25 protein-coding genes and 4 tRNA genes are annotated in these 24,222 nt (G+C 56.5%); 15 read left to right on the top strand and 14 right to left on the bottom strand.

The window, feature by feature from the left end; all coding sequences use genetic code 11:
- Positions 1-6 precede the first annotated feature (6 nt).
- Positions 7-360, top strand: a complete 354-nt coding sequence (locus B4056_RS10635; RefSeq protein ID WP_039379424.1) for a YfeC-like transcriptional regulator — start codon at positions 7-9, stop codon at positions 358-360.
- A gap of 77 nt (positions 361-437) precedes the next feature.
- On the opposite strand, the gene gltX is transcribed toward B4056_RS10635, so the two are convergent.
- Positions 438-1,859, bottom strand: a complete 1,422-nt coding sequence (gene gltX / locus B4056_RS10640) for a glutamate--tRNA ligase (RefSeq protein ID WP_071668079.1) — start codon at positions 1,857-1,859, stop codon at positions 438-440.
- Between the two features lie 273 nt (positions 1,860-2,132).
- On the opposite strand from gltX, the gene B4056_RS10645 reads away from it, so the two are divergent.
- From B4056_RS10645 to B4056_RS10665, 5 genes are all read left to right on the top strand, one after another.
- Positions 2,133-2,208 (top strand) — tRNA-Val (locus B4056_RS10645).
- A gap of 45 nt (positions 2,209-2,253) precedes the next feature.
- Positions 2,254-2,329: transfer RNA gene (locus B4056_RS10650), tRNA-Val, on the top strand.
- Between the two features lie 38 nt (positions 2,330-2,367).
- Positions 2,368-2,443, top strand: a tRNA-Val gene (locus B4056_RS10655).
- Positions 2,444-2,447: 4 nt separating this feature from the next.
- Positions 2,448-2,523, top strand: a tRNA-Lys gene (locus tag B4056_RS10660).
- Positions 2,524-2,835: 312 nt separating this feature from the next.
- A complete protein-coding gene (locus tag B4056_RS10665) occupies positions 2,836-3,171 on the top strand; it encodes a FlxA-like family protein (RefSeq protein WP_113655455.1) in 336 nt (111 codons plus the stop codon).
- Here B4056_RS10665 and B4056_RS10670 read toward each other — a convergent pair.
- Positions 3,168-4,088, bottom strand: coding sequence for a LysR family transcriptional regulator (locus B4056_RS10670; RefSeq protein WP_094111924.1), 921 nt, complete (start codon positions 4,086-4,088; stop codon positions 3,168-3,170). The genes B4056_RS10665 and B4056_RS10670 overlap by 4 nt on opposite strands.
- Positions 4,089-4,187: 99 nt before the next feature.
- On the opposite strand from B4056_RS10670, the gene B4056_RS10675 reads away from it, so the two are divergent.
- A complete protein-coding gene (locus tag B4056_RS10675) occupies positions 4,188-5,186 on the top strand; it encodes a bile acid:sodium symporter family protein (protein WP_094111925.1) in 999 nt (332 codons plus the stop codon).
- 22 nt (positions 5,187-5,208) lie between these two features.
- Here B4056_RS10675 and B4056_RS10680 read toward each other — a convergent pair whose 3' ends face one another.
- The 3 genes from B4056_RS10680 to zipA all read right to left on the bottom strand — a co-directional run bounded on the left by B4056_RS10680 (position 5,209) and on the right by zipA (position 8,561).
- Entirely contained in the window at positions 5,209-5,433 is a 225-nt protein-coding gene (locus tag B4056_RS10680; protein WP_094111926.1) for a DUF3820 family protein, read from the bottom strand.
- A gap of 1 nt (position 5,434) precedes the next feature.
- Positions 5,435-7,453 (bottom strand): NAD-dependent DNA ligase LigA, encoded by a 2,019-nt coding sequence (gene ligA / locus B4056_RS10685; RefSeq protein ID WP_150034155.1) that lies wholly within the window; start codon positions 7,451-7,453, stop codon positions 5,435-5,437.
- 100 nt (positions 7,454-7,553) lie between these two features.
- Positions 7,554-8,561: a cell division protein ZipA gene (gene zipA / locus B4056_RS10690; RefSeq protein ID WP_108569469.1), complete on the bottom strand. Its 1,008-nt coding sequence runs from the start codon at positions 8,559-8,561 to the stop codon at positions 7,554-7,556.
- Between the two features lie 217 nt (positions 8,562-8,778).
- Between zipA and cysZ the strand changes: the two genes are divergently transcribed.
- The 6 genes from cysZ to crr all read left to right on the top strand — a co-directional run bounded on the left by cysZ (position 8,779) and on the right by crr (position 13,731).
- Positions 8,779-9,537, top strand: a complete 759-nt coding sequence (gene cysZ / locus B4056_RS10695) for a sulfate transporter CysZ (RefSeq protein ID WP_039379442.1) — start codon at positions 8,779-8,781, stop codon at positions 9,535-9,537.
- Between the two features lie 142 nt (positions 9,538-9,679).
- On the top strand, positions 9,680-10,651 hold the full coding sequence (gene cysK, locus B4056_RS10700) for a cysteine synthase A (protein WP_039379445.1): 972 nt from the start codon (positions 9,680-9,682) through the stop codon (positions 10,649-10,651).
- 16 nt (positions 10,652-10,667) lie between these two features.
- Entirely contained in the window at positions 10,668-10,862 is a 195-nt protein-coding gene (locus tag B4056_RS10705; protein WP_039379447.1) for a hypothetical protein, read from the top strand.
- 180 nt (positions 10,863-11,042) lie between these two features.
- The gene (ptsH, locus tag B4056_RS10710) at positions 11,043-11,300 is read left to right on the top strand and encodes a phosphocarrier protein Hpr (protein ID WP_007889063.1); all 258 of its coding nucleotides are present in this window, start codon (positions 11,043-11,045) and stop codon (positions 11,298-11,300) included.
- Positions 11,301-11,457: 157 nt separating this feature from the next.
- Positions 11,458-13,185 (top strand): phosphoenolpyruvate-protein phosphotransferase PtsI, encoded by a 1,728-nt coding sequence (gene ptsI / locus B4056_RS10715; protein WP_288654720.1) that lies wholly within the window; start codon positions 11,458-11,460, stop codon positions 13,183-13,185.
- Between the two features lie 42 nt (positions 13,186-13,227).
- Positions 13,228-13,731 carry a PTS glucose transporter subunit IIA gene (crr, locus tag B4056_RS10720; RefSeq protein WP_039379452.1) on the top strand — a complete coding sequence of 168 codons (504 nt, stop codon included), beginning with the start codon at positions 13,228-13,230 and terminating at the stop codon, positions 13,729-13,731.
- Between the two features lie 54 nt (positions 13,732-13,785).
- Here crr and B4056_RS10725 read toward each other — a convergent pair whose 3' ends face one another.
- The 9 genes from B4056_RS10725 to B4056_RS10765 form a co-directional block, all read right to left on the bottom strand.
- On the bottom strand, positions 13,786-15,144 hold the full coding sequence (locus B4056_RS10725) for an ATP-binding protein (protein WP_288654723.1): 1,359 nt from the start codon (positions 15,142-15,144) through the stop codon (positions 13,786-13,788).
- On the bottom strand, positions 15,141-15,821 hold the full coding sequence (locus B4056_RS10730) for a response regulator transcription factor (RefSeq protein WP_094111930.1): 681 nt from the start codon (positions 15,819-15,821) through the stop codon (positions 15,141-15,143). Before B4056_RS10730 ends, B4056_RS10725 begins: the two co-directional genes overlap by 4 nt.
- A 141-nt stretch (positions 15,822-15,962) precedes the next feature.
- The gene (cysM, locus tag B4056_RS10735) at positions 15,963-16,844 is read right to left on the bottom strand and encodes a cysteine synthase CysM (protein ID WP_065648745.1); all 882 of its coding nucleotides are present in this window, start codon (positions 16,842-16,844) and stop codon (positions 15,963-15,965) included.
- Between the two features lie 72 nt (positions 16,845-16,916).
- Positions 16,917-18,005, bottom strand: a complete 1,089-nt coding sequence (cysA, locus tag B4056_RS10740; RefSeq protein ID WP_071668086.1) for a sulfate/thiosulfate ABC transporter ATP-binding protein CysA — start codon at positions 18,003-18,005, stop codon at positions 16,917-16,919.
- A complete protein-coding gene (gene cysW, locus B4056_RS10745; protein WP_094111932.1) occupies positions 17,995-18,867 on the bottom strand; it encodes a sulfate/thiosulfate ABC transporter permease CysW in 873 nt (290 codons plus the stop codon). The genes cysA and cysW overlap by 11 nt, the downstream gene beginning before the upstream one ends.
- Complete coding sequence (gene cysT / locus B4056_RS10750) at positions 18,867-19,700, bottom strand: sulfate/thiosulfate ABC transporter permease CysT (protein ID WP_039379465.1); 834 nt, start codon at positions 19,698-19,700, stop codon at positions 18,867-18,869. Before cysT ends, cysW begins: the two co-directional genes overlap by 1 nt.
- Entirely contained in the window at positions 19,700-20,716 is a 1,017-nt protein-coding gene (locus tag B4056_RS10755) for a sulfate ABC transporter substrate-binding protein (RefSeq protein WP_039379467.1), read from the bottom strand. Before B4056_RS10755 ends, cysT begins: the two co-directional genes overlap by 1 nt.
- A gap of 203 nt (positions 20,717-20,919) precedes the next feature.
- Positions 20,920-21,534 carry an RpoE-regulated lipoprotein gene (locus tag B4056_RS10760; protein WP_288654726.1) on the bottom strand — a complete coding sequence of 205 codons (615 nt, stop codon included), beginning with the start codon at positions 21,532-21,534 and terminating at the stop codon, positions 20,920-20,922.
- A 77-nt stretch (positions 21,535-21,611) separates the two neighbouring features.
- Positions 21,612-22,037, bottom strand: coding sequence for a GNAT family acetyltransferase (locus tag B4056_RS10765; protein WP_039379472.1), 426 nt, complete (start codon positions 22,035-22,037; stop codon positions 21,612-21,614).
- A gap of 209 nt (positions 22,038-22,246) precedes the next feature.
- On the opposite strand from B4056_RS10765, the gene amiA reads away from it, so the two are divergent.
- Positions 22,247-23,104, top strand: coding sequence for an N-acetylmuramoyl-L-alanine amidase AmiA (gene amiA, locus B4056_RS10770; RefSeq protein WP_288654728.1), 858 nt, complete (start codon positions 22,247-22,249; stop codon positions 23,102-23,104).
- Between the two features lie 47 nt (positions 23,105-23,151).
- Positions 23,152-24,075 (top strand): oxygen-dependent coproporphyrinogen oxidase, encoded by a 924-nt coding sequence (gene hemF / locus B4056_RS10775; RefSeq protein WP_288654730.1) that lies wholly within the window; start codon positions 23,152-23,154, stop codon positions 24,073-24,075.
- The last annotated feature ends 147 nt before the right edge of the window (positions 24,076-24,222 follow it).

The following is a 24,222-nucleotide window of genomic DNA, read 5'->3' on the forward strand; positions in this document are numbered from 1 at the left end:
AGCATCGTGAAAAAGGAATGGCTAACCCCCGAAGAGCTCGCGCTTGAAACGGGCTACAGTCGGCAGACGGTGAACAAATGGATCAAACGCGAAAACTGGACCACCACGCCTAAGCCCGGCGTACAGGGCGGCAAAGCGCGTTTGATCCATATCGATGAGCGGGTGAAAAGCTTTATTCAGTCCACCCGCCACGCGAGTGAACCGGCAGCGAATTACGCCGCTCAGCAGAATACGTTACCTGCGTTATTAATAAATTCTGTCCAGCAAATGACGCAGACAGAACAGGACCAGCTCGCCGCCCTGTTACTGCGTGAAGGGATCCGCGGTGTTCTGGAAAGACTGGGTATTCAGGATGCATAAAAAAGCCGGAGGCAATTGCTTCCGGCTTTTTTGTTGTACCTGATAACGCTCCCGCGGCGTGCGAGAGCGATAAGCTATCAGGCGTTAGCTTCGCGCTCAGCAATAAATGCCAGCGCTTTATCAATCCGCGCAACGCTGCGGCTGCGGCCAATCGCTTCCACGGTCACATCCAGCGCCGGCGACTGCCCTGCTCCGGTAACGGCAACACGCAGCGGCATGCCCACTTTCCCCATACCCAGCTCAAGTTCATCCGCCGCGCTCTGAATCGCATGGTGAATCTGCTCTGCATTCCAGTCGCTGTCGCTCAGTGCAGCCAGCTTGTCACGCACCCGCTCCAGCGGCTGACGCGCAACCGGACGCAGATGCTTCTTCGCGGCATCCGCATCAAAGGCGTCAAACTCTTCATAGAAGTAGCGGCAGGAAGCGGCAATCTCCACCAGCGTTTTGCAGCGGTCGCCCAGCAGCGTCACCAGTTTTGCCAGTTCAGGCCCGGTGCGGGTATCGATCTGCTGCTGTTCAATGTGCCACTGCAGATGCGTCGCCACATACTCTGGCGGCAGCGTAGTAATATAGTGGTGATTCAGCCACTGCAGTTTTTCAGTGTTGAAAGCGCTGGCTGATTTACTGACCGCATCCAGCGTAAACAGCGATTTCATCTCAGGAATGCTGAAGATCTCCTGATCGCCATGAGACCAGCCCAGACGAACCAGATAATTAAGCAGCGCCTCCGGCAGATAGCCATCGTCGCGATACTGCATCACGCCTACCGCGCCGTGACGCTTGGAGAGTTTTTTACCATCATCACCGAGGATCATGGAGACGTGCGCATAGACAGGAACCTGCGCGCCAATCGCTTTCAGGATGTTGATCTGACGCGGTGTGTTATTGATGTGATCTTCACCACGGATAACGTGCGTGATCCCCATGTCCCAGTCATCCACCACTACGCAGAAGTTGTAGGTCGGTGAACCATCGGTACGACGAATGATCAGGTCGTCCAGCTCCTGATTGCTGAATTCAATCGGGCCGCGGATCTGATCGTCAAAGATGACAGAGCCATCCTGCGGATTACGGAAACGGACCACGCACGGCTCATCAGCAGCGTGATGTTCATGGCTGTCGCGGCAGCGACCGTCATAGCGTGGCTTTTCACCGTTAGCCATCTGCTCTTCACGCAGTGCATCAAGACGCTCGCGGGAGCAGTAGCACCTGTAGGCGGTGCCCGCTTCCAGCATCTCATCAATGACGTCGTTATAGCGGTCAAAACGTTTGGTCTGATAGTAAGGACCTTCATCCCAGTCAAGGCTCAGCCAGTTCATACCATCCATAATGGCTTCGATCGCTTCCGGCGTGGAGCGCTCCAGGTCAGTGTCCTCAATACGCAGGACAAACTCGCCTTCGTAATGACGTGCAAAAAGCCAGGAGTAAAGCGCGGTGCGGGCGCCTCCAACGTGCAGATAGCCGGTCGGGCTGGGGGCGAAGCGGGTTTTAATTTTCATTCAGCATTGCCTTAGATGCGCAGGTTTTCTTGTCTGGATGACAAAAAAACGGGTTAACGCGAAAAAACAGTGCGCACATTCTAGCAGGTGGAGACGATTCCTCAATCACTCTCACCGCCGCTGCCGCAGCGCAAACGGCTTTTTCTGCTAATAAAACCAGCACATTGGCTAAAACCCCTTCAGGGTGACTATTTTTAAAGCGAACAAACATTTTAATTTTAAAAAGCGTTGACTCACTTCGAAGGATCCCTATAATGCGACTCCACACAGCGGGGGTGATTAGCTCAGTTGGTAGAGCATCTCCCTTACAAGGAGGGGGTCGGCGGTTCGAACCCGTCATCACCCACCACTCTTAAGGTGGCCCGCAGTGAACAGGTAGTAAGAGATAAGATATGGGTGATTAGCTCAGTTGGTAGAGCATCTCCCTTACAAGGAGGGGGTCGGCGGTTCGAACCCGTCATCACCCACCATATCTTAGCCCGGCAGCCTGTTAAAGAAGTACCGAAGTGGGTGATTAGCTCAGTTGGTAGAGCATCTCCCTTACAAGGAGGGGGTCGGCGGTTCGAACCCGTCATCACCCACCACTTCGGGTCGTTAGCTCAGTTGGTAGAGCAGTTGACTTTTAATCAATTGGTCGCAGGTTCGAATCCTGCACGACCCACCAAATTCAGAAAAAAGCGCCCTATGGGCGCTTTTTTTGTTTCTTTTGGGCGGCATTAGCATCCGGGCGCCATTAATGACGCCCCTGCAAACAAACCACGCTGATCGCACCTGCAGGGGCCGCATTCATGCGGCCCTGTTTTATGCGATATACCCGACCCAGGGCGGCATTAATGCCGCCCCTACGGTTTCATGATACGCAGGGGCCGCATTTATGCGGCCCTGAAATCAGCGCGGCCTCAACATCCGGGCGGCACACCTGAAGCTTTTGCTGCTGCTGCCGATAACCTTCAGGGTCTATGGCAAGGAGAAAATCATGACAGCAATATCAGGTATCAGCAGCATCGGAACAGGTGGCAGCAGCGGGGGCGGAGCAGCCTCCGAGATTGCCGGGATTAATAAACAGATCGCCGCGATTACCAGCCAGCTCAAATCTCTGGCAGACGATCATACGCTGACGCAGGAGCAAAAATCAGAACAGCAGCAGATGCTGGAGAATCAGATTCAGATGCTCTTTGCACAGATTGCTCAGATTCAGCAGCGCGAAGCGGAAAAGGCAGAACAGCAGCAGCAGACTGAGCAGCCGGTGAGCGCCCGGGCTGATGGCATTAACCGGCCAACGCCAGATAATCAGATCGACGTCTATATCTAAAACGCCGGATAGAGTGAGCGCGTCTGCGTCAGCAGTTCAGCCTGCTGACGCACTTCCTGCCAGACCGCCTCCGCAGCGGGCGTAAGCGAACGGTTTTTACGTTTGATCAGCATCAGACTGCGGTTCATCTCCGGATAAAGCCGGCGTACCACCAGCTTACGTCCCGAAGGCAGCGGCAGCGCCAGGGCCGGTAAAATACTGATGCCGATGCCCGCTTCCACCATCGGGTAGAGCGTAGCCGGATGACCAATCTCCTGTACCACATTCACACTGACAGCCAGCTGCTGCAATATCGCATCAACCAGCATCCGGCTGCCTGATGCATAATCCTGCAATACCATATTGCGATCTGTCAGCATCGCCCAGGTCACTGTCTCTGTTTGCGCCAGCGCGTCATTCTGGTGACACAGCAGCAGAAAAGGCTCCTGCAGGATCTCTTCGGCATCAAACTCTGCGTCACCCAGTGGGCCAATCACAATGCCAAAATCAACTTCTGCATTGCGCACGCTTTGTAGCACCGCCTGCTGCACCCTGTCGTGCAGGATCACGCGGATATCGGGATAGTGCTGCTGCGTGCTGGCCAGACATTGCGGCATCAGATGCGCAGACGGCGTCTGGCTGGCTGCAACCCGCACGGTGCCGCTGCGCTGCTCGCCGTAACTGCGCACATCCAGCAGCGTAGTATTCAGCTCTTCCAGCAGGCGCGTCAGCCGGGTTGCCAGCTGCTGCCCTGCCCCGGTGAGTAATACTTCACGCGTCGTGCGGTCCAGCAGGCGCACGCCTATTTCCGCCTCCAGCTCTTTCACGCTATGGCTTACCGCCGACTGGCTTAACCCTATCAGCTGCCCCGCCTGGCTAAAGCTTCCCTGTCGGGCAACAGCAACAAAAGTACGCAGCTGGCGTAACGTATAATTCATCGATTCTTCTCATAGATTAATGCAATAAATCAATTTTATTTCTAAACGCGCTTAGCGCACAATCTCTGCCAGACTTTTTCTTTTAACCGGACGTTAACAATGGGCTTTTTACGACTCGATCCAATGATGATCAAACTCATCATTACCGTACTGCTGGCCAGCTTTCTGCCGGCACGCGGCGGTTTTGTCGACTTTTTTGAATACCTCACTACGGCCGCTATCGCCCTGCTCTTCTTTATGCACGGTGCCAAACTGTCGCGCGAGAAGATTATTGCCGGCAGCAGCCACTGGCGTCTGCATCTGTGGATTATGTGCAGCACGTTTGTGATTTTTCCGGCGCTCGGGCTGCTGCTGGTCTGGTGGCACCCGGTTAACGTCGGGCCTGAAATCTATACCGGCTTCCTCTACCTCTGCATTCTGCCTGCCACCGTACAATCCTCTATCGCCTTTACCTCTATGGCAGGCGGGAATGTTGCGGCGGCGGTCTGCGCTGCGTCAGCGTCCAGCCTGCTGGGCGTGTTCATCTCTCCCTTACTGGTCAATCTGGTGATGAACGTCCACAGTGCGGCACCGGGTAACGGTCTGGAGCAGATTGGTAAGATTATGATGCAGCTGCTGGTGCCGTTTGTTATTGGTCACCTCTCCCGCCGCTGGATTGGCGGCTGGGTGGAAAAGCATCGCAGCCTGATTGGCAAAACCGATCAAACCTCGATTCTGCTGGTTGTCTATTCAGCCTTCAGTGAGGCCGTGGTAAATGGCATCTGGCATCGCGTGGGCGTCGATACCCTGCTGTGGATTCTGGCAGGCAGCCTGCTGCTGCTGCTGATTGCGCTGGCAATCAATATCGGTGCCTCACGGCTGTTTGGTTTCAGCCGGGCTGATGAGATTGTGGTGCTGTTCTGCGGTTCGAAAAAGAGCCTGGCGAACGGCGTGCCGATGGCTAATATTCTTTTCCCGGCCAGTGCGGTGGGCATTATTGTGCTGCCGCTGATGATCTTTCATCAGGTACAGCTGATGATCTGCTCGTTCATTGCCCAGCGCTATAAAGCAGGGAATGAAAAGCAGCTGGCGCAGCAGCCAGAAGCGCAGAAATCGTAATAAAAAGCCCGCGCAAGCGGGCTTATTTATTTGGGGCTCGCCTGAGCGGTGTGACCAGTCCCTGCAACCCCTCAATTTTAATCGCCAGCGTCAGCTGCATCAGCTCACCCAGCGTACCTGCCGGGAACGCGTTTTTACGTGCAAACCAAAGCAAATACTCTTCCGGCAGATCGATCAGCAGCCGCCCCTGATATTTACCAAATGGCATCACCGTGCTGGCAATGGCCAGCAGCTGCTGTTTATCCATCTTACACGTCCAGCAGGCGGATCATCTCCGCTTCGTCGATGACCGGAATACCCAGCTCCTGCGCCTTCGCCAGCTTGGAGCCCGCCGCTTCGCCAGCGATCAGCAGATCGGTTTTCTTTGATACGCTGCCGCTGACTTTAGCACCCAGCGCCGCGAGACGCGCTTTCGCATCATCGCGGTTCATCTGCGACAGAGAGCCGGTAAGCACTACCGTTTTACCGGCAAACGGACTGTCGATCTCTTCAGCTTTGATCACCGCGACCGCAGGCCAGTGAACACCTATCTCTTCTGTCAGCTCGCGGATCACCTCACGATTGCTCTCTTCTTCCATAAAATTGCGTACGTGGGCGGCCACAACCTTACCCACATCCGGCACCGCAATCAGCGCGTCGAGATCGGCATTCATCACCCGCTCCAGCTCGCCAAAGTGACGGGCGAGGTTAGCCGCCGTGGCTTCACCCACCTCGCGGATCCCCAGCGCATACAGGAACCGCGGCAGCGTGGTCAGCTTTGCTTTCTCCAGCGCGGCCACCACGTTTTGCGCCGATTTTGGCCCCATGCGATCCAGTCCGGTCAGTTTGCCTGCCGTCAGGCGAAACAGATCGGCAGGCGTTTTCACATACTCTTTCTCAACCAGCTGATCGATGATTTTATCACCCATGCCATCCACATCCATGGCGCGGCGCGAGACAAAATGCTTCAGTGCCTCTTTACGCTGGGCACCGCAGATCAGCCCTCCGGTACAGCGCGTCACCGCTTCACCCTCTACCCGCTCCACGTCAGAGCCGCATACCGGGCAGTGCTGCGGAAACACAATTTCACGCGCGTCAGCCGGCCGGTCAGACTCTACCACGCTGACCACCTGCGGGATCACGTCGCCAGCGCGGCGAATCGCTACGCGGTCGCCGATGCGCAGGCCGAGACGGGCGATCTCATCAGCGTTGTGCAGGGTGGCATTACTCACTATCACGCCTGCAACCTGTACCGGCTCCAGGCGCGCGACCGGCGTAATGGCACCGGTGCGTCCAACCTGAAACTCAACGTCGCGCACTACGGTGAGCTGCTCCTGTGCCGGGAATTTAAAAGCGATCGCCCAGCGCGGCGCGCGCGCCACAAAACCGAGCCGCTCCTGCAGCGTCTGTGAATCGACTTTAATTACCACGCCATCAATATCAAAACCGAGTGCCGGTCGTTCCTGCTCAATATGATGATAAAACGCCAGCGCTTCATCAGCGGTATGAACCAGCTTGATGCGCTCACTGACCGGTAAACCCCAGGCTTTGAACTGCTGCAGGCGTGCCCAGTGGCTGGCCGGCATTTCGCCGCCCTCCAGCAGACCAAAACCGTAGCAGAAGAAAGTCAGCGGGCGTCTGGCAGTGATACGGGGATCGAGCTGACGCAGCGAGCCGGCTGCTGCGTTGCGCGGATTCGCAAAGACTTTACCACCGGTACGTCGCGCTTCTTCATTGAGCTTTTCAAAACCGCTTTCAGTCATAAACACTTCACCACGCACTTCCAGCCGCGCCGGGATATTGTCGCCCCGCAGCCGCAGCGGAATCGCCCGGACGGTGCGCACGTTAGCCGTGATATTTTCGCCGGTTGTGCCGTCGCCGCGGGTAGCGGCCCGCACCAGTAAGCCGTTTTCATACAGCAGGCTGACCGCCAGACCATCAAGTTTGAGTTCACAGCAGTAGGTCAGCTCATCGCTGCTCTTAAGCCGATCCTGTACGCGTTTGTTAAAGGCGCGGAACCCTGCCTCATCAAAGGTATTATCCAGCGACAGCATCGGCACTTCATGCCGCACCTGCTCAAAAGCGGTCAGCGGCGCCGCGCCGACCCGCTGCGTAGGTGAATCGGGCGTAATCAGATCGGGATGCGCACGCTCCAGCTCGCGCAGCTGATTCATCAGCCTGTCATATTCAGCATCCGGAACTTCCGGCGCATCCATCACGTGGTAGAGATACTCATGATGACGCAGCGTGGTACTGAGCGCTGCGATCTGCTCCTGAACTGATTTCATAGTGTTTATCCGATAAAAAACCCCCGGCTGGCGGGGGTTGAGAGTGACTCTGTTTCACGCTGCAAATGGCGGGCGTAAACATGTAATACTGCCGTAGCGGTTAGCCGCCAACCACCTCGCGAATGCGGGCTTTGTAAGTCTCAAGCTTCTGCGGCGTCATCATGCGACGCTCATCATCAAGCACCACGCCGCCGACGTCATCGGCAATACGCTGGGCTGACTGCAGCATCAGCTTAAAGTTCTGATGCGCGTCGCCGTAGGATGGCACCATCATAAACATCGAGACGCCAGGTGTCGTGAAGTCGCCCATGGTGTCAGGGTTGAAGGAACCCGGCTTCACCATGTTAGCAAGACTGAACAGAACAGGGCCGCTGCCGGCCGGACTCAGATGGCGGTGAAAAATGTTCATCTCGCCAAACTGGAAACCCGCCTGTAACACGCCCTGCAGCAGCGCTTCACCGTTGAGCGCACCGCCTGCATGAGCGGCAACGTGCAGAACCAGTACCGTCTCTTTTTTACTGCCAGGCGCTGCAGGCTGCGGTTCCTGCGGGGCCGGCGTCGCTTCACGCTCAGGTACGGCTTCAGGCTCAGGTGCAGCGCTGAATTCCGGAGCGGGCTGTACCGCTGGAAGAGGTTCGTTATCCAGCAGCGGATCGGCCTGTACCGGCGCAGGCTGCGGTTTCGCAACCGGCTGCGGCGCAGCAGGCTGCTGCACAGGCGGCGGAGAAACAGGCTGCTGCGGCGCGGAGTGCGCAGGCGCAGGCTTGCTGTCCAGCAGCGGATCGCCCGTCAGCGGGGTTTCATGCTGTGTGAAAGGCTGGCGTGCCGGCTCCGGCGCTCGCGGCGCGGCCGGTTTGGCTGGCGGCGCGGTGAACACAGGTTCATCACTGTCGTCATGCTGACGATGGACGCGCACTTCACCGACGCCATCCTCTTCATCACTCAGCAGATCGTCATCCGCGTCATCGCGCTGTTTGAGACGTTTGTGCGGGCGATCGCGAAATACGGACGAACGCTCTTTACGACTGGTCCACAGTCCGTGAAGAAGCAGCGCTATTATGGCGATCGCGCCAACAACGATTAATATCAGACGCAAATCCTGCATCATTGTATTCTCTGTTGTTCCAATACCTTGCCACCACGGCAAACTTTATCCTCTAACTGTATTTGCCCTGCTACACAAGTGCAAGTCTGCGCACTATTTTCTGACAAATAAGATAGCCAGCCGACGCTTTTTCGCTGTTTTTTCGCACAAAGCAGGCCAGCTCACCGGGAAAAGCCAGGGTATGATGTTGATGCCGCTACTTACAGGAGAAAGGCTTGTTATGCCCGCAGAGAATTCGGTCTCATCATTTAATGGTCTTCACTACTTTGCCCGCGGCTGGAACCTGGTGCATATGCGGGGGATCCGCCGCTATGTCATTGTGCCGCTGCTGGTGAATGTGCTGCTGCTCGGCGGCGCGTTTTACTGGCTGTTCCGGCGGCTGGGAGAGTGGATCCCTCAGCTGCTTTCACACGTGCCCGACTGGCTGCAGTGGCTGAGCTATCTCATCTGGCCGCTCTCAGTGATTTCAATCGTGCTGGTGTTTGGCTATTTTTTTTCCACGCTCGCCAACCTGATTGCCGCTCCCTTTTGCGGCCTGCTGGCTGAACAGCTGGAGGGACAACTCACCGGCAGGCCGCTGCCTGACAGTGGCTGGATGGGCCTGCTTAAAGATCTGCCGCGCATTATGAAACGTGAACTGCAGAAGCTGGGTTACTACCTGCCGCGTGCGCTGGGCCTGCTGCTGCTCTATTTTATCCCTGGCTTTGGTCAGATAGTGGCGCCGGTATTGTGGTTTCTGTTCAGCGCATGGATGCTTTCTGTCCAGTACTGCGACTATCCTTTTGACAACCATAAGGTCAGCTTTCCGCATATGCGCACTGCCCTGCGGCGGCATAAAGTCGCCAATATGCAGTTTGGCGCGATGGTCAGCCTGTTTACCATGATACCCATTCTGAATCTGGTGATTATGCCGGTGGCCGTATGCGGGGCGACCGCGATGTGGGTCGATCGCTATCGTGCTGATTTAGCTCGTCATTAACCGCAGCGATCCAGGCTTATGCATTTTTCCGCACGGCTTATGGTCAGGGGCTATATAGATATACTATTTCTTTCCTTCCGCGCGGAGACAGAACAGGTATCCTCAAAGGGTTCCCAATATTTCATACAGTTAAGGACGGGCAATGAGTAAGATCTACGAAGACAACTCGCTGACAATTGGTCATACGCCGCTGGTTCGACTGAACCGCATCGGTAACGGACGTATTCTGGCGAAGGTCGAGTCGCGTAACCCGAGCTTCAGCATCAAGTGCCGTATCGGTGCCAATATGATTTGGGATGCAGAAAAACGCGGAATTCTGAAGCCTGGCGTAGAACTGGTTGAGCCGACCAGCGGTAACACGGGCATCGCCCTGGCATACGTCGCCGCTGCACGCGGCTACAAGCTAACGCTGACCATGCCAGAGACGATGTCAATTGAGCGTCGTAAGCTGCTGAAAGCGCTGGGTGCCAATCTGGTGCTGACCGAAGGGCCAAAAGGCATGAAAGGCGCCATCGCCAAAGCGGAAGAGATTGTTGCCAGCGATCCGGATAAGTATGTTCTGCTGCAGCAGTTCAGCAACCCGGCTAACCCGGAGATTCATGAAAAAACCACCGGGCCGGAAATCTGGGAAGACACCGATGGCGAAGTTGATGTCTTTATTGCCGGTGTAGGAACCGGCGGCACCCTGACCGGCGTAAGTCGCTATATCAAGAATACCAAAGGCAAAAAAGAGCTAATTACCGTGGCGGTAGAACCTACCGACTCGCCGGTTATCGCACAGGCGATGGCGGGTGAAGAGATCAAACCGGGTCCGCATAAAATTCAGGGCATCGGCGCAGGCTTCATTCCCGGTAACCTTGATCTGCAGCTGGTCGATCGGGTTATTGCCATCACCAACGATGAAGCGATCAGCACGGCGCGTCAGCTGATGGAAGAAGAAGGTATTCTTGCCGGCATCTCATCGGGTGCGGCGGTGGCTGCTGCGCTGAAGCTGCAGGAAGATGAAGCCTTCGCAAACAAGAATATTGTGGTGATCCTGCCCTCTTCCGGCGAACGCTATCTCAGCACCGCACTGTTTGCCGATCTGTTCACGGAAAAAGAGCTGCAGCAGTAATCGTCAAAGTCTTAAAGTGTCGAAAAAAGCACCCCTTCGGGTGCTTTTTTGTGGCGCAGATCTCACTTTCATCACCGGGCAGATTGATTTCAGTGATGCCGCTCTGGTATTTAAGCTGCCAATTATTTCGGTGCCTGAAATTAATCTGCCCTTGAAGTGGATCAAGCTGAATCGATTTACTGATTTGGCGAAATGGCGAATCACGGCATAATTAACCCGGTGACGAACAAACGCAGTTGTTGATCCGTCATTGCAAAAATGGCTTATTCATCAGAGCGTCCTTTTCTGGTCAGCATGATGCCATACCAGCGTACCTACACAGGCTAAAGTTACGGCTCCAGGCTAGACTTTAGATCCATAACACCAAACCTGAAAAAGTTGGGGAAATAGCATGTTCCAGCAAGAAGTTACCATTACCGCACCAAACGGTCTGCACACGCGTCCTGCTGCACAGTTCGTCAAAGAAGCTAAGGCGTTCCAGTCAGAAATCACTGTGACTTCCAACGGCAAATCTGCCAGCGCAAAAAGCCTGTTTAAGCTGCAGACGCTGGGTCTGACCCAGGGAACCGTAGTCACGCTCTCTGCTGAAGGTGAAGATGAGCAGCAGGCAGTTGAACATCTGGTTAAGCTGATGGCCGAGCTCGAGTAACTTCGCGCGGTCACCACCAAATCGACTCCTTTGCCCCATTGAGTGCAACTATCTTGATCGCGGACAACCTGTCCGCGATATCGCTTCACTAGAGTACTGCTCCACGACAATGGCAATGCATCGGGTCAACGAGCCATCGTGATAAAAAGGTAGGGTTATGATTTCAGGCATTTTAGCATCACCGGGTATCGCTTTCGGCAAAGCACTGCTGCTGAAAGAAGATGAGATCGTCATCAACCGTAAAAAGATTACAGACGACCAGGTTGATCAGGAAGTTCAGCGCTTCCTTGATGGACGTAGCAAAGCAGCAGAACAGCTTCAGGCGATCTGCGTCAAAGCCGGTGAAACCTTCGGTGAAGAGAAAGCGGCGATCTTTGAAGGTCACATCATGCTGCTGGAAGACGAAGAGCTTGAGCAGGAAATCATTGACCTGATTAAAAAAGATCATGTCACCGCTGACGCTGCGGCTCACTCTGTGGTTGAAGGCCAGGCTAAAGCGCTGGAAGAGCTCGATGATGAGTATCTGAAAGAGCGCGCAGCGGACGTACGTGATATCGGTAAGCGCCTGCTGCAGAACATTCTTGGCCTGCATATGGTCGATCTCGGCTCTATTGCTGAAGAAGCGATTCTGGTCGCAAAAGATCTGACTCCATCAGAGACTGCGCAGCTTAACCTGAAAAAGGTGCTGGGCTTTATCACCGATCTGGGTGGACGCACCTCGCACACCTCAATCATGGCGCGCTCGCTGGAACTGCCTGCGATTGTCGGCACCGGTAGCGTGACTACCACCGTTAAAAACGGTGATTTTCTGATTCTGGATGGCGTAAACAACAAAATTTATGTCAATCCAACTGAAGCGGAACAGGAAGAGCTGAAAGCGATTCAGACTCAGTACCTTTCTGAGAAACATGAGCTGGCCAAGCTGAAAGATCTGCCTGCCATTACGCTGGATGGTCATCAGGTTGAAGTCTGCGCCAACATCGGTACCGTTCGCGACGTGGCGGGTGCAGAGCGTAATGGTGCAGAAGGCGTGGGCCTCTATCGTACCGAATTCCTGTTTATGGACCGTGATTCGCTGCCTTCAGAAGAGGAGCAGTTCCAGGCCTATAAAGCCGTCGCAGAGGCCGTAGGTTCTCAGGCGGTTATCGTGCGCACGATGGATATCGGCGGCGATAAAGATCTGCCTTACATGAACCTGCCGAAAGAAGAGAACCCGTTCCTCGGCTGGCGTGCAATTCGTATCGCAATGGATCGTAAAGAGATCCTGCATGCCCAGCTGCGCGCCATTCTGCGCGCCTCCTCTTTTGGCAAGCTGCGTATCATGTTCCCGATGATTATTTCGGTGGAAGAAGTGCGCTTCCTGAAAGCGGAGCTGGAGACCCTGAAAGCGCAGCTGCGTGAAGAGGGCAAAGCCTTTGATGAGTCCATTGAAATGGGCATCATGGTGGAAACCCCGGCTTCAGCCGTTATCGCCCGTCATCTGGCGAAAGAAGTCGACTTCTTTAGTATTGGGACAAATGACCTGACGCAGTATACTCTGGCGGTCGATCGTGGTAATGATTTGATTTCACACCTCTATAACCCAATGACGCCATCTGTACTTGGCCTCATTAAGCAAGTGATCGACGCATCACATGCCGAAGGGAAATGGACCGGCATGTGTGGTGAGCTGGCGGGTGATGAACGTGCTACACTACTGTTACTGGGAATGGGGCTGGACGAATTCAGCATGAGTGCCATTTCGATCCCGAGCATCAAGAAAATCATTCGTAATACCAATTACGAAGATGCTAAGGCTATGGCAGAGCAGGCTCTGGCTCAACCCACAGCGGAAGATTTAATGAATCTGGTCAACAAGTTCATTAAAGAAAAAACGCTCTGCTGATCCACGTGATGCTGGCCCCAAAATACTGCTTAGGAGAAGATCATGGGTTTGTTTTCTAAACTTTTTGGCGAAAAATCAGAGAGCGCGTCAGGGACTATCGATATCGTTGCGCCTCTGTCAGGCGAAATTGTCAATATTGAAGACGTACCTGATGTCGTGTTTGCTGAGAAAATCGTGGGCGATGGTATCGCAATCAAACCGACTGGCAACAAAATGGTTGCACCGGTTGATGGTACTATCGGCAAGATTTTCGAAACTAACCACGCGTTTTCCATTGAATCAGACAACGGCATTGAGCTGTTTGTCCACTTCGGTATCGATACGGTAGAGCTGAAAGGTGAAGGCTTTAAACGTATCGCCGAAGAAGGTCAGAAAGTGAAAAAAGGCGACGTTGTGATCGAGTTCGATCTGCCGCTGCTGGAAGAGAAAGCGAAATCCACGCTGACACCGGTTGTGATCTCGAATATGGATGAGATCAAAGATCTGACCAAGCTTTCCGGTCAGGTAACTGTTGGCGAAACGCCGGTTATTCGTATCAAAAAATAACGGACGTTAGCACTCTCTGAAAACGGCACCCGATGGGTGCCGTTTTTGTTTTCGCTACGCTTTGCGCCAGTGCGGGAGCCTGAGAATCACCTCAAGACCACCTTCTGGCATATTCTGCGCCTGAACTTCGCCATGATGAGCCAGCATTACCTTACGGACGATAGATAGCCCGAGGCCGTAACCTTTTCCGGCCAGCGGCGTGTTTACCCGCACAAAGGGATCGAAGATACTGGAGAGTTTGCTGTGATCGACGCCGGGTCCGCTATCGCGAATGCAGATCGTCAGCCAGGCGGCTCCCGCGTGCAGATCTACCCGGATCACCTGCCCCTGCTGCGAAAAACGCAGCGAATTTCGCAATACATTCTCTGCGCCACGCCGGATCAGCTCGGCGTTACCGCGCACCGTATAGTCAGCCGTCTCATCGGCGGTAAACTCCACCAGCACGCCAGTCAGCTGCGCTTCATAGCGCAGATCGGTTATAACCACCTCCAGCAGCCCGAGAAGATCAAAGTAATCTTCTCCCGGCAGGCTTTCGTGACTGACGCGTGACAGCGTCAGCAGCTCGCCAATCATCTTGTCGAGGCGACCCGCTTCCTCATCAATGCGGTTAAGTGATACCGCGACCGTTGCCGGCGTCTGACGCGCCAGCCCGGTTGCCAGCTGCAGGCGCGCCAGCGGTGAACGCAGCTCGTGCGAGATATCGTGCAGCAGCGCCTCGCGGGCGTTAATCAGCGTATCAAGCCGCTCTACCATGGCATCAAAATCGTGCGCCACGCTGGAGAGTTCATCGTGACGCCGGCGCATCAGCGGCCAGAGCCGCACCGAGAGATCGCCGCTGGCCACGCGGGCGAATCCTTCGCGCAGCTGACGCATCGGGCGCGTAAGATTCCAGGCGAGCAGCAGGCTGAAGAGCAGCCCCAGCGCACCGGCGAAGATAAACATCGGTTGCGGAATATTCAGAATGCGGCGCGGGCGCTCGCCTATGGTGCTGTCGCGCCGCAACGCCCTGACGTCATAACGCAGCTCCCAGCCGTTGCCGTCTGCGTCTGTTACCTGGCGCACTATCACGTCAGGAATGGGGCCGTGAAACGGCGCGCCAAACGCTGGCTGCGTCCTGCCGGCGGCGCGCGGCGCCGTCGCACGCTGGGGCAGCACCGAGAAAAACTGACGATCTTCTGCAGACCAGTCAGCCATCATGTCGTCAAGCGCAGCCGGACCGCCGCGCTCAAGAACGGAGACAGCGGAGGCCATCTGCAGATTCACAATGCGCCGTACCGCGGCAATGTCGGGCGGCTCATGCCGGCTGCCCGACAGCGCAAAGCCGAGCCAGAGCAGCTGGCTGATAATCAGGAATACCAGCCAGAAACCCAGCAGAATTTTCCAGAACATGCGCCCGCGATAGCTGCGCTTCATCGGATGCGATAGCCAATACTGCGCACGGTTTCAATCGTCACGCTCTCAGCTGTCAGCGCCGCCAGTTTCTGCCGGATATTGCTGATATGGACATCAACGCTGCGATCGTAAGCTTCCCGCGACCGTCCCAGCCCCTGCTCAGAGAGTTCATCTTTGGTTACCACCCGCTCAGGCGCCCGCAGCAGCAGCTGCAGCAGGTTAAATTCTGACGCGGTCAGCTCCAGCGCCCTGCCCTGCCATGCGGTAACGCGGGTCGCCGGGTTGAGCGTCAGGTCACCCAGGCAGAGCGGCTCCTTTTTATCCGCCTCCGCCGGCAGCTCCTCCACGCGGCGCAAAACTGCACGCAGGCGCGCCACCAGCTCGCGCGGATAGCAGGGTTTCGGGACATAATCATCCGCGCCCATCTCCAGCCCGATCACGCGATCAATATTGTCGCCTTTTGCCGTCAGCATGATCACCGGCAGGCGGCTGTTCTGGCGCACCTGACGCAGCACGTCGGTGCCGCTCATGTCAGGCAGCATGATATCCAGGATCATGGCGCTGTAGCTGCCTGACAGTGCCCCCTCAATCCCGGCGCTGCCGGTCAGGGCAAGCTGCGTTTCAAAGCCTTCAGCAAGCAGGTACTGGCTGAGCATGGTGCCCAGCTCAGCGTCATCATCAACAAGCAGAATTTTCATCGGTTTCTCTCAGCTAAAGTGGTGTTATTTTGTGCCGATTGCGGGAGAAACGCAGCAGGATTTACGCGATCCTTACAGTCAGATGCGCGGATACAGAAGCGGCAAGCCGGTCAGCGCAGCAGGCTGACCGGGCAGATGCTGTCAGTGAAAAACACCGGTGGAGAGATAACGATCGCCCCGATCGCAGACGATCGCCACTATCACGCTGCCGGGCTGCGCCCGGGCGATGCGCAGCGCCCCCGCCACGGCGCCGCCGGAGCTCACGCCGCAGAACAGCCCTTCACGCTGCGCCAGCGCACGCATCGTCTCTTCCGCTTCCTGCTGCCCCATATCCATGATCTCGTCTACCACCTCAGGGCGCCAGATGCCAGGCAGATAGGCTTCAGGCCAGCGGCGGATACCGGGTATGGCGCTGCCTTCCTGCGGCTGCAGGCCAATCACTTTGACCGCCGGCGCGTGCTCTTTCAGGAAACGGCCCACGCCGCTGATGGTGCCGGTGGTGCCCATGCTGGAGACAAAGTGCGTCAGACGCCCGCCGGTCTGCTGCCAGATTTCCGGTGCAGTGGTGAGATAGTGGCCCAGCGGATTATCGGGATTGTTAAACTGATCGAGCACCCGGCCTTCGCCGCGATCGGCCATCGCCTGCGCCAGATCGCGTGCGCCTTCCATGCCCTGTTCACGCGTTACCAGCACCAGTTCGGCCCCGTAAGCGCGCATCGCATCCTGTCGCTCCTGACTCATGTTCTCCGGCATCAGCAGCCGCAGCCTGTACCCTTTGAGCGCGGCGATCATCGCCAGCGCAATACCGGTGTTGCCGCTGGTGGCTTCAATCAGCCTGTCGCCGGGCCTGATTTCACCGCGCAGCTCAGCCTGATGAATCATCGACCAGGCCGCGCGATCTTTCACTGAGCCGGCCGGGTTATTCCCCTCCAGCTTCAGCCAGACTTCGCTGCCATTATCGGGCGACAGGCGTTGCAGCCTGATCAGCGGCGTATTGCCGATGGTATTTTCCAGAGTGGTCACGATCGTTTTCCAGGCGCAAGAGAGGCAATAAAAACGGGCGGGAAAGTCCCGCCCGAAAGAGATGTCAAAATATCAGGCGCTCTCGGCAAAGGCAACCGGGCGCAGCGGGGTATTCCCCTGATAGAGACGGGCCTGCTGCAGCCCCACAAACAGACGCTCACCGCGTACCGGGGCCGCCTGCTCACCTTCGAAGACCAGGGTAAACGGCTCTTCATGCCAGCCTGAGGCCTGTACCACCAGCTGCCAGAAGTGTCCGCGCGGACTGATTTCCAGCACCTGTACCGGCAGCGGCGTCTCCAGGCTGCTCTGCCGTGAGACATCCACTTCCCACGGGCGCAGGAAGAGTTCAACGCGACCCTGATGCGCTGGCGTATAGCCCAGCGGCCAGTGATGGGCGGCAACGTGGAATTGCGATCCGTGCACTTCGCCCTCAAAGCGATTGACCTCGCCCAGGAACTCCAGCACAAAGCGGGTAGCGGGTTCGCGCCATACTTCATCCGGGGAACCTGTCTGTTCAATGTTCCCCTGGCTCATTACGACCACGCTGTCCGCGACTTCCATCGCCTCTTCCTGGTCGTGCGTAACAAACACGCTGGTAAATTTCAGCTCTTCATGCAGCTGACGCAGCCAGCGGCGCAGCTCTTTACGCACCTGCGCATCGAGTGCGCCGAACGGCTCATCCAGCAGCAGGATCTGTGGCTCTACCGCTAGCGCACGCGCCAGCGCCACGCGCTGCTTCTGTCCGCCAGAGAGCTGGGCCGGAAAGCGGTTTGCCAGGTGCGCCAGCTGTACCATCTCCAGCAGGCGCGTGACGCGCTGTTTGATCTCAGCGGCTGAAGGGCGCTCGCGGCGCGGCAGCACCGTCAGGCCAAAGGCGATATTGTCAAACACCGTCATATGGCGGAACAGCGCATAGTGCTGGAAAACAAATCCCACTTGGCGATCGCGGGCGTGAATGCGGCTGACATCTTTGCCATGAAAGTAGATCTGTCCGCTGTTCTGATGCTCCAGCCCGGCGATAATACGCAGCAGCGTGGTTTTGCCCGAGCCGGAAGGGCCCAGCAGCGCCACCATTTCGCCGGAAGGAATATCCAGAGAGATATCATTCAGCACCGGGGTGCGGCCAAAGGCTTTATTAATTTGTTTGATCTCAATGCTCATGATTTTCCTCCTGTTGGCGCTTCTGCTGATGCTCTAATCGCCACTGCACCACGCTTTTCAGAAACAGCGTTACAATTGCCATCAGGGTCAGCAGCGCGGCGGCAGTGAATGCGCCCACGGTGTTGTAATCCTGATGCAGTAATTCAACCTGAAGCGGTAACGTATAGGTCTCACCGCGAATCGATCCTGACACCACCGACACCGCACCAAACTCACCGATGGCGCGCGCGTTGGTCAGTACCACGCCGTAGAGCAGCGCCCAGCGAATGTTGGGCAGCGTTACGCGGCGAAACATCTGCCAGCCCGATGCGCCAAGCAGCACCGCAGCTTCATCTTCGTTACTCCCCTGACTCAGCATTACCGGTACCAGCTCACGTACCACAAACGGACAGGTGACAAATACGGTCGCCAGCACCATGCCGGGCCAGGCAAACATAATCTGAATATTGTGGGCATCGAGCCAGCCGCCCGCCGGGCCGTTAATGCCCCAGAACAGCAGATACATCAGGCCCGCCACCACCGGTGATACCGCAAACGGAATATCAAACAGCGTCAGCAGCAGCTGCCGTCCCGGAAAGGTAAAGCGGGTGACCAGCCACGCCAGCAGCGTGCCAAACACCAGGTTTACCGGAACGGTAATGAGCGCAACCAGCACCGTCAGCCAGATCGCGTGCAGCATGTCGCCATCCTGCAGGTTGCTGAACGCCTGGCCTACGCCCTGCGCCAGCGCCTCCCAGAAGATAGAGATCATCGGCACTACCAGCAGCAGTATCGATATCAGTGCACCGGTGCCAATCAGCAGCCATTTGCCCCAGTTAAAAGGCTCACGCTCAGCGCGATTGAGGTGTGAAATCTCCGCCATTAGTGACCTCCCAGGCGACGGCCAAAGCGGCTCTGCAGCGTATTAATGGCAAACAGCAGCAGCAGCGAGGCGGCAAGGATCACCGAGGCGATAGCGCTGGCGGCCGGGTAATCAAACTCCTGCAGACGAACAAAAATCATCAGTGACGTCACTTCCGTTTTCCAGGCGATGTTGCCGGCGATAAAGATCACCGCACCAAACTCCCCGAGGCTGCGGGTAAACGAGAGCGCCGTTCCGGCCAGCAGCGCCGGAGCCACCTCAGGCAGCACCACGCGCCGGAAGCTTTGCCACGGCGTGGCACCCAGCGTTTCCGCCGCTTCCTCATATTCCGGGCCCAGCTCTTCCAGTACCGGCTGAACGGTACGCACCACAAACGGAATGCTGGTAAAGGCCATCGCTACTGCGATACCAATCCAGGTATAAGAGACTTTGATATCAAAATGCGCCAGCCACTGACCATACCAGCCGTTAACGGAAAAGAGTCCGGCCAGCGTCAGCCCCGCTACCGCTGTGGGCAGGGCAAACGGCAGATCCATCAGGCCATCCAGCAGCGTACGCCCCGGAAAACGATAACGGGTCAGGATCCACGCCATCAGCATGCCAAACACCGCGTTGAACAGCGACGCGACGCCGGCTGACAGCAGCGTTACTTTATAAGCCGCTACCAGCTGCGGGCTGGAGATCACCGCCCAGTACTGCGCCAGCGTCATCTGCGACAGCTGCATCAGCAGCGCGCTGATAGGCAGCAGCAGAATCAGGCAGGTAAACAGCAGGCTGGTGCCGAGGCTCAGGCCGAAACCTGGCAGGACGCGTTTTTGTGCTGTAGCAAACATCAGCCGCGCCCCGCTGCCAGTAATTTATCCAGCTCACCGCCGCTGACGAAATGCGTTTTCATTACCTGCTCCCAGCCGCCAAACGCCTCATTGACGTTAAACAGTGTGGTCTGCGGGAAGCGATCCTTCTGCTCTGCCATCAGCTGTGGATTGTTCACGCGGTAGTAGTAACGGGTGATAATCGCCTGAGCCGCTGGGGTGTAGAGATAGTTCAGATACGCTTTAGCTGCGTCAGCGGTGTTGTTATGCGCCACATTCTTATCTACCCAGGCAACCGGGAACTCCGCCAGGATGTTGTTGCGCGGCACAATCACTTCGTAATCATCTTTGCCATACTGATTGCGGATATTGTTTACTTCTGACTCAAAGCTAATCAGGACGTCACCCAGACCGCGTTCAGCAAACGTGGTGGTCGCGCCGCGCCCGCCGGTATCAAACACCTCAACGTTCTTCAAAAACTTCTGCATATAGGCTTCAGTTTTTGCGCGATCCTGACCGTCAGCTTTTTCCGCTGCGCCCCAGGCGGCAAGATAGGTATAGCGGCCGTTGCCGGAGGTTTTCGGATTCGGGAAAATCAGCTTTACGTTGTCGCGCGCCAGATCGGCCCAGTCATGGATCTGCTTTGGATTACCTTTGCGCACCAGAAACGCCATGGTGGAGTAGAAGGGCGAGCTGTTATTTGGCAGACGACTTTGCCAGTCAGCGGCAATCAGGTTGCCTTTATCATGCAGCACCTGCACATCAGTGACCTGGTTGTAGGTAACGACATCTGCCCGCAGCCCCTGCAGGATAGCCAGCGCCTGTTTGGACGAGCCGGCGTGAGACTGCTTAATCGTGAGTTTATCGCCAGGGTGTGCCGCATCCCACTGCTGTTCAAAGGGTGCGTTGAGTGCCACAAAAAGTTCGCGTGACACATCATACGAGCTGTTCAGCAGCTCCGTTGCCTGCGCCGCCGCTGCCAGCGACAGTGACAGCGCCACGCCGCTGAGCCATGTTTTCAAAACCGGAAGTGTCATGCAGCACCCTGATAAATAGAAATCCAGCCTGGGCCAGTAGATGCTGTCAGTGTATTTATAACTTCCCGGAAAGCAGTAACGGTTTTATATATCTTTTGGGGATTTAAAAGTCGAAAAAGGCATAAGCGATCGGCAGAGAAAAGCAGGTTTTCAGAAATATACGCAGGCGGGTGCGGGCCGCCTGAAAGCGGCCCCCGGCAGGGTTAGCGCTGCCAGATAATTTTACTGATCGTCCAGCTTTTCAGCGTGTCATCTGAAGGCATCAGACCCGCCGGGCCGTGCCATTTGCCGCTGTAGACATAGAAGATATGCTGACTGCCCGGCGCCTGGCACTCAACGTCGTGCGCATCGAGGCCTGCGACCATTTTGCAGTTGTTGAAGGCTTTAGTGAACGTATCGCTGAAGCGGTCACCGATTTTACTGCCGCTGCTGCTCTCCGCTGCCGCATCCAGCACCTCGATCCGTTCAACGGCGGGTTTACCGCTGATGATCAGCTTCACCTTGCCATCCTGCAGCGCCTGCCAGAACTCAGCCACCTCGCCCTGTTCGCTGCGCATACCCTGCCGCAGCTGGTAATCATTATTCAGCGCCTGCGAAATAGCCGATTCACTCATCAGGGTGCTGCCATTGAGACCCGCCACACCCTGCTCAGTTACCTGCAGAGAACCGCCAAACCAGCTTAGCGGGTTGAGCGCGGCCCAGTGGTAAGTCAGTGGATTATACCAGTGGCTCTCATGCTCTGCCGGTACCTGGCCAGTAGTGGCGCAGCCTGACACGGCCAGCGCCGCCGCCAGCGCCGCAAAACGTACAGCTTTCATGCTAACTCCATGGTTTCAACTTTATTGCGTGCCTCTTGGAGTCACGCGATGGCAAAAAGTTTAGCCGGCCGGATCAATCAATATTCGCGATCTTCAATCAGCCGCTTGCCCAGCAGCAGCGCCTCCACGGGTTCATAGTCGAGCTTTTCATAAAATGCCACGACCTGATCGTTCTCTTCCCGCACCATGAGATGAATTTTCGGGCAGCCGCGGGCAATCAGCTTTTTCTCCAGCCGGTTCATCAGCGCATTGGCAAAGCCGCGCCCCTGATAGTCCGGATGCACAGCCAGATAGTAGGCTGAGCCGCGATGACCGTCGTAGCCGCCCATCAGCGTGCCGACCACTTCGCCGCCCACTTCAGCGACCAGAAACAGTTCCGGGTCATGATTCATTTTGCGTTCGATATCCAGTTCCGGGTCGTTCCACGGGCGTAACAGATCGCAACGCTCCCAGAGCGTGATTACTTCATCAAAATCTTCCTGGCGGAAAGAGCGAATTTCCATCGACGTATCCTGCTGATCGGCATAATTCGCTGATTATCACGCATTCTTTGCGTGGCGCAACCCTCCTGCTCCGCAATGGCAGAAAAAAGCGGCTAAATCCCGGTTAGCACCGTGCAATACAAAGTAATACGCTGAAATGGTTGCGGGGTCGCCGTGCTGCGGCGGTTACGTTATAACACTGGGCTTATTTCTCCGCCAGAGACCTGTAAATGAAAAAGATTTCACTGCTTTCACGCCTGACTAACCGCCGCCAGCTGATCCTTTCGGGACTGGCGCTGGCAGTGCTTTCGCCGCGCGCAATTCAGGCGAAGGAGACGCGGGCAGAGATCACAGCGGCGCCGCGTCATGCCGCACCAAAACCTGCTGCCAGCGGTAAGCGAATTGTGATGATCGATCCCGGTCATGGCGGTATCGACTCCGGCGCGGTGGGACAGGAAGGCGCGGAGGAGAAGCATATTGTTCTGGAGATTGCCAATACCGTGCGCACGCTGCTGCAGTCACATCCGCATATTGAGGTGCGACTGACGCGCGACAGTGACCACTTTATCCCTCTCTATCAGCGGGTGGAGATTGCACATCAGCACGGCGCGAGCCTGTTTATGTCGGTTCACGCTGACGGCTTTACCAGCCCGGATGCCAACGGCGCCTCGGTATTTGCCCTCTCCAATCGCGGCGCCAGCAGCGCAATGGCACGCTATCTGTCGCAGCGTGAAAACGATGCAGATAAAGCAGGCGGCGGCGCCGTACAGCAGAAAGATCACTATCTGAATGAGATTCTGTTTGATCTGGTGCAGACCGATACGATTCGCAACAGCCTGACGCTGGGCAAGCACGTCCTGGATCAGATCCGCCCGGTGCATCATCTGCACAGTCAGCATACCGAGCAGGCCGCCTTTGCCGTGCTGAAGTCGCCCTCTATTCCCTCCGTGCTGGTTGAAACCTCGTTTATTACCAATCCGCATGAAGAGCAGCTGCTGGGCACTACCGCCTTTCGCCATAAGATCGCCACCGCCATTGCCAGCGGAATTGTTAACTATTTTGCCGCATACGATCGTCGCCAGGCGTGATCCCGGGCTGTGGTAAGCTTACGGCACATTTACAGAGAGAGTGACGCATGAGCAATCCCGATATTTCACGCGTTAAGGCGTTTTTGCTGACGCTGCAGGATGAGATCTGCAATCAACTGGCCGCAGCGGATGGCGGCGCAACGTTTGCCGAAGATAGCTGGCAGCGTCCCGGTGGCGGTGGCGGACGCAGCCGGGTTCTGCGTAACAGCACGGTATTTGAGCAGGCCGGGGTCAACTTTTCCCATGTGCATGGCGACCAGATGCCCGCTTCAGCCACCGCGCATCGTCCGGAGCTTGCCGGACGCAGTTTTGAGGCGATGGGCGTTTCACTGGTAGTCCATCCGGAAAACCCCTATGTGCCGACCAGCCACGCTAACGTGCGCTTTTTCATCGCTGAAAAACCCGGTGCCGATCCGGTCTGGTGGTTCGGCGGCGGGTTTGATCTGACGCCCTACTACGGTTTTACCGAGGATGCCATGCACTGGCATCAGACCGCAGCCAATCTTTGCGAGCCGTTTGGCGAGGATGTCTATCCGCGCTATAAAAAATGGTGTGATGACTATTTCCACCTGAAGCATCGCAATGAGCAGCGCGGTATCGGCGGTCTGTTTTATGACGATCTGAACACGCCAGACTTTGACCGCTGCTTTGACTTTATGCAGGCGGTCGGCCGCGGCTATCTGCAGGCCTATCTGCCGATTGTTGCACGCCGTAAAGCACTGCCGTGGGGCGATCGCGAGCGCCAGTTCCAGCTCTACCGCCGCGGGCGTTACGTTGAGTTTAATCTGGTGTGGGACCGCGGCACGCTGTTTGGTCTGCAGACTGGCGGCAGAACCGAGTCAATTCTGATGTCGATGCCGCCGCTGGTGCGCTGGGAATATGACTATCAGCCCGAGCCCGGCTCACCGGAAGCGCAGCTTTATACGGATTTTCTCCCCGTGCGGGAGTGGCTTAGCGGGAGTGGCGCTTAGCAGCGCGGGAGTTGTGCGCTGGGCAGCGCGGGGCTGGGCGCTGAGCAGCGCGGGGCTGGGCGCTAAGCAGCGCGCGGCACCGGAGGGGTTCCGCCCGCCAGGCTTCTGGCAGTTTCAGCGGCATTTCCGCACGCGGACGGGCTAAGG

The sequence above is a fragment of the Pantoea sp. UBA7232 genome (genome assembly GCF_002473195.1).
Taxonomy (GTDB): Bacteria; Pseudomonadota; Gammaproteobacteria; order Enterobacterales; family Enterobacteriaceae; genus Pantoea; species Pantoea eucrina.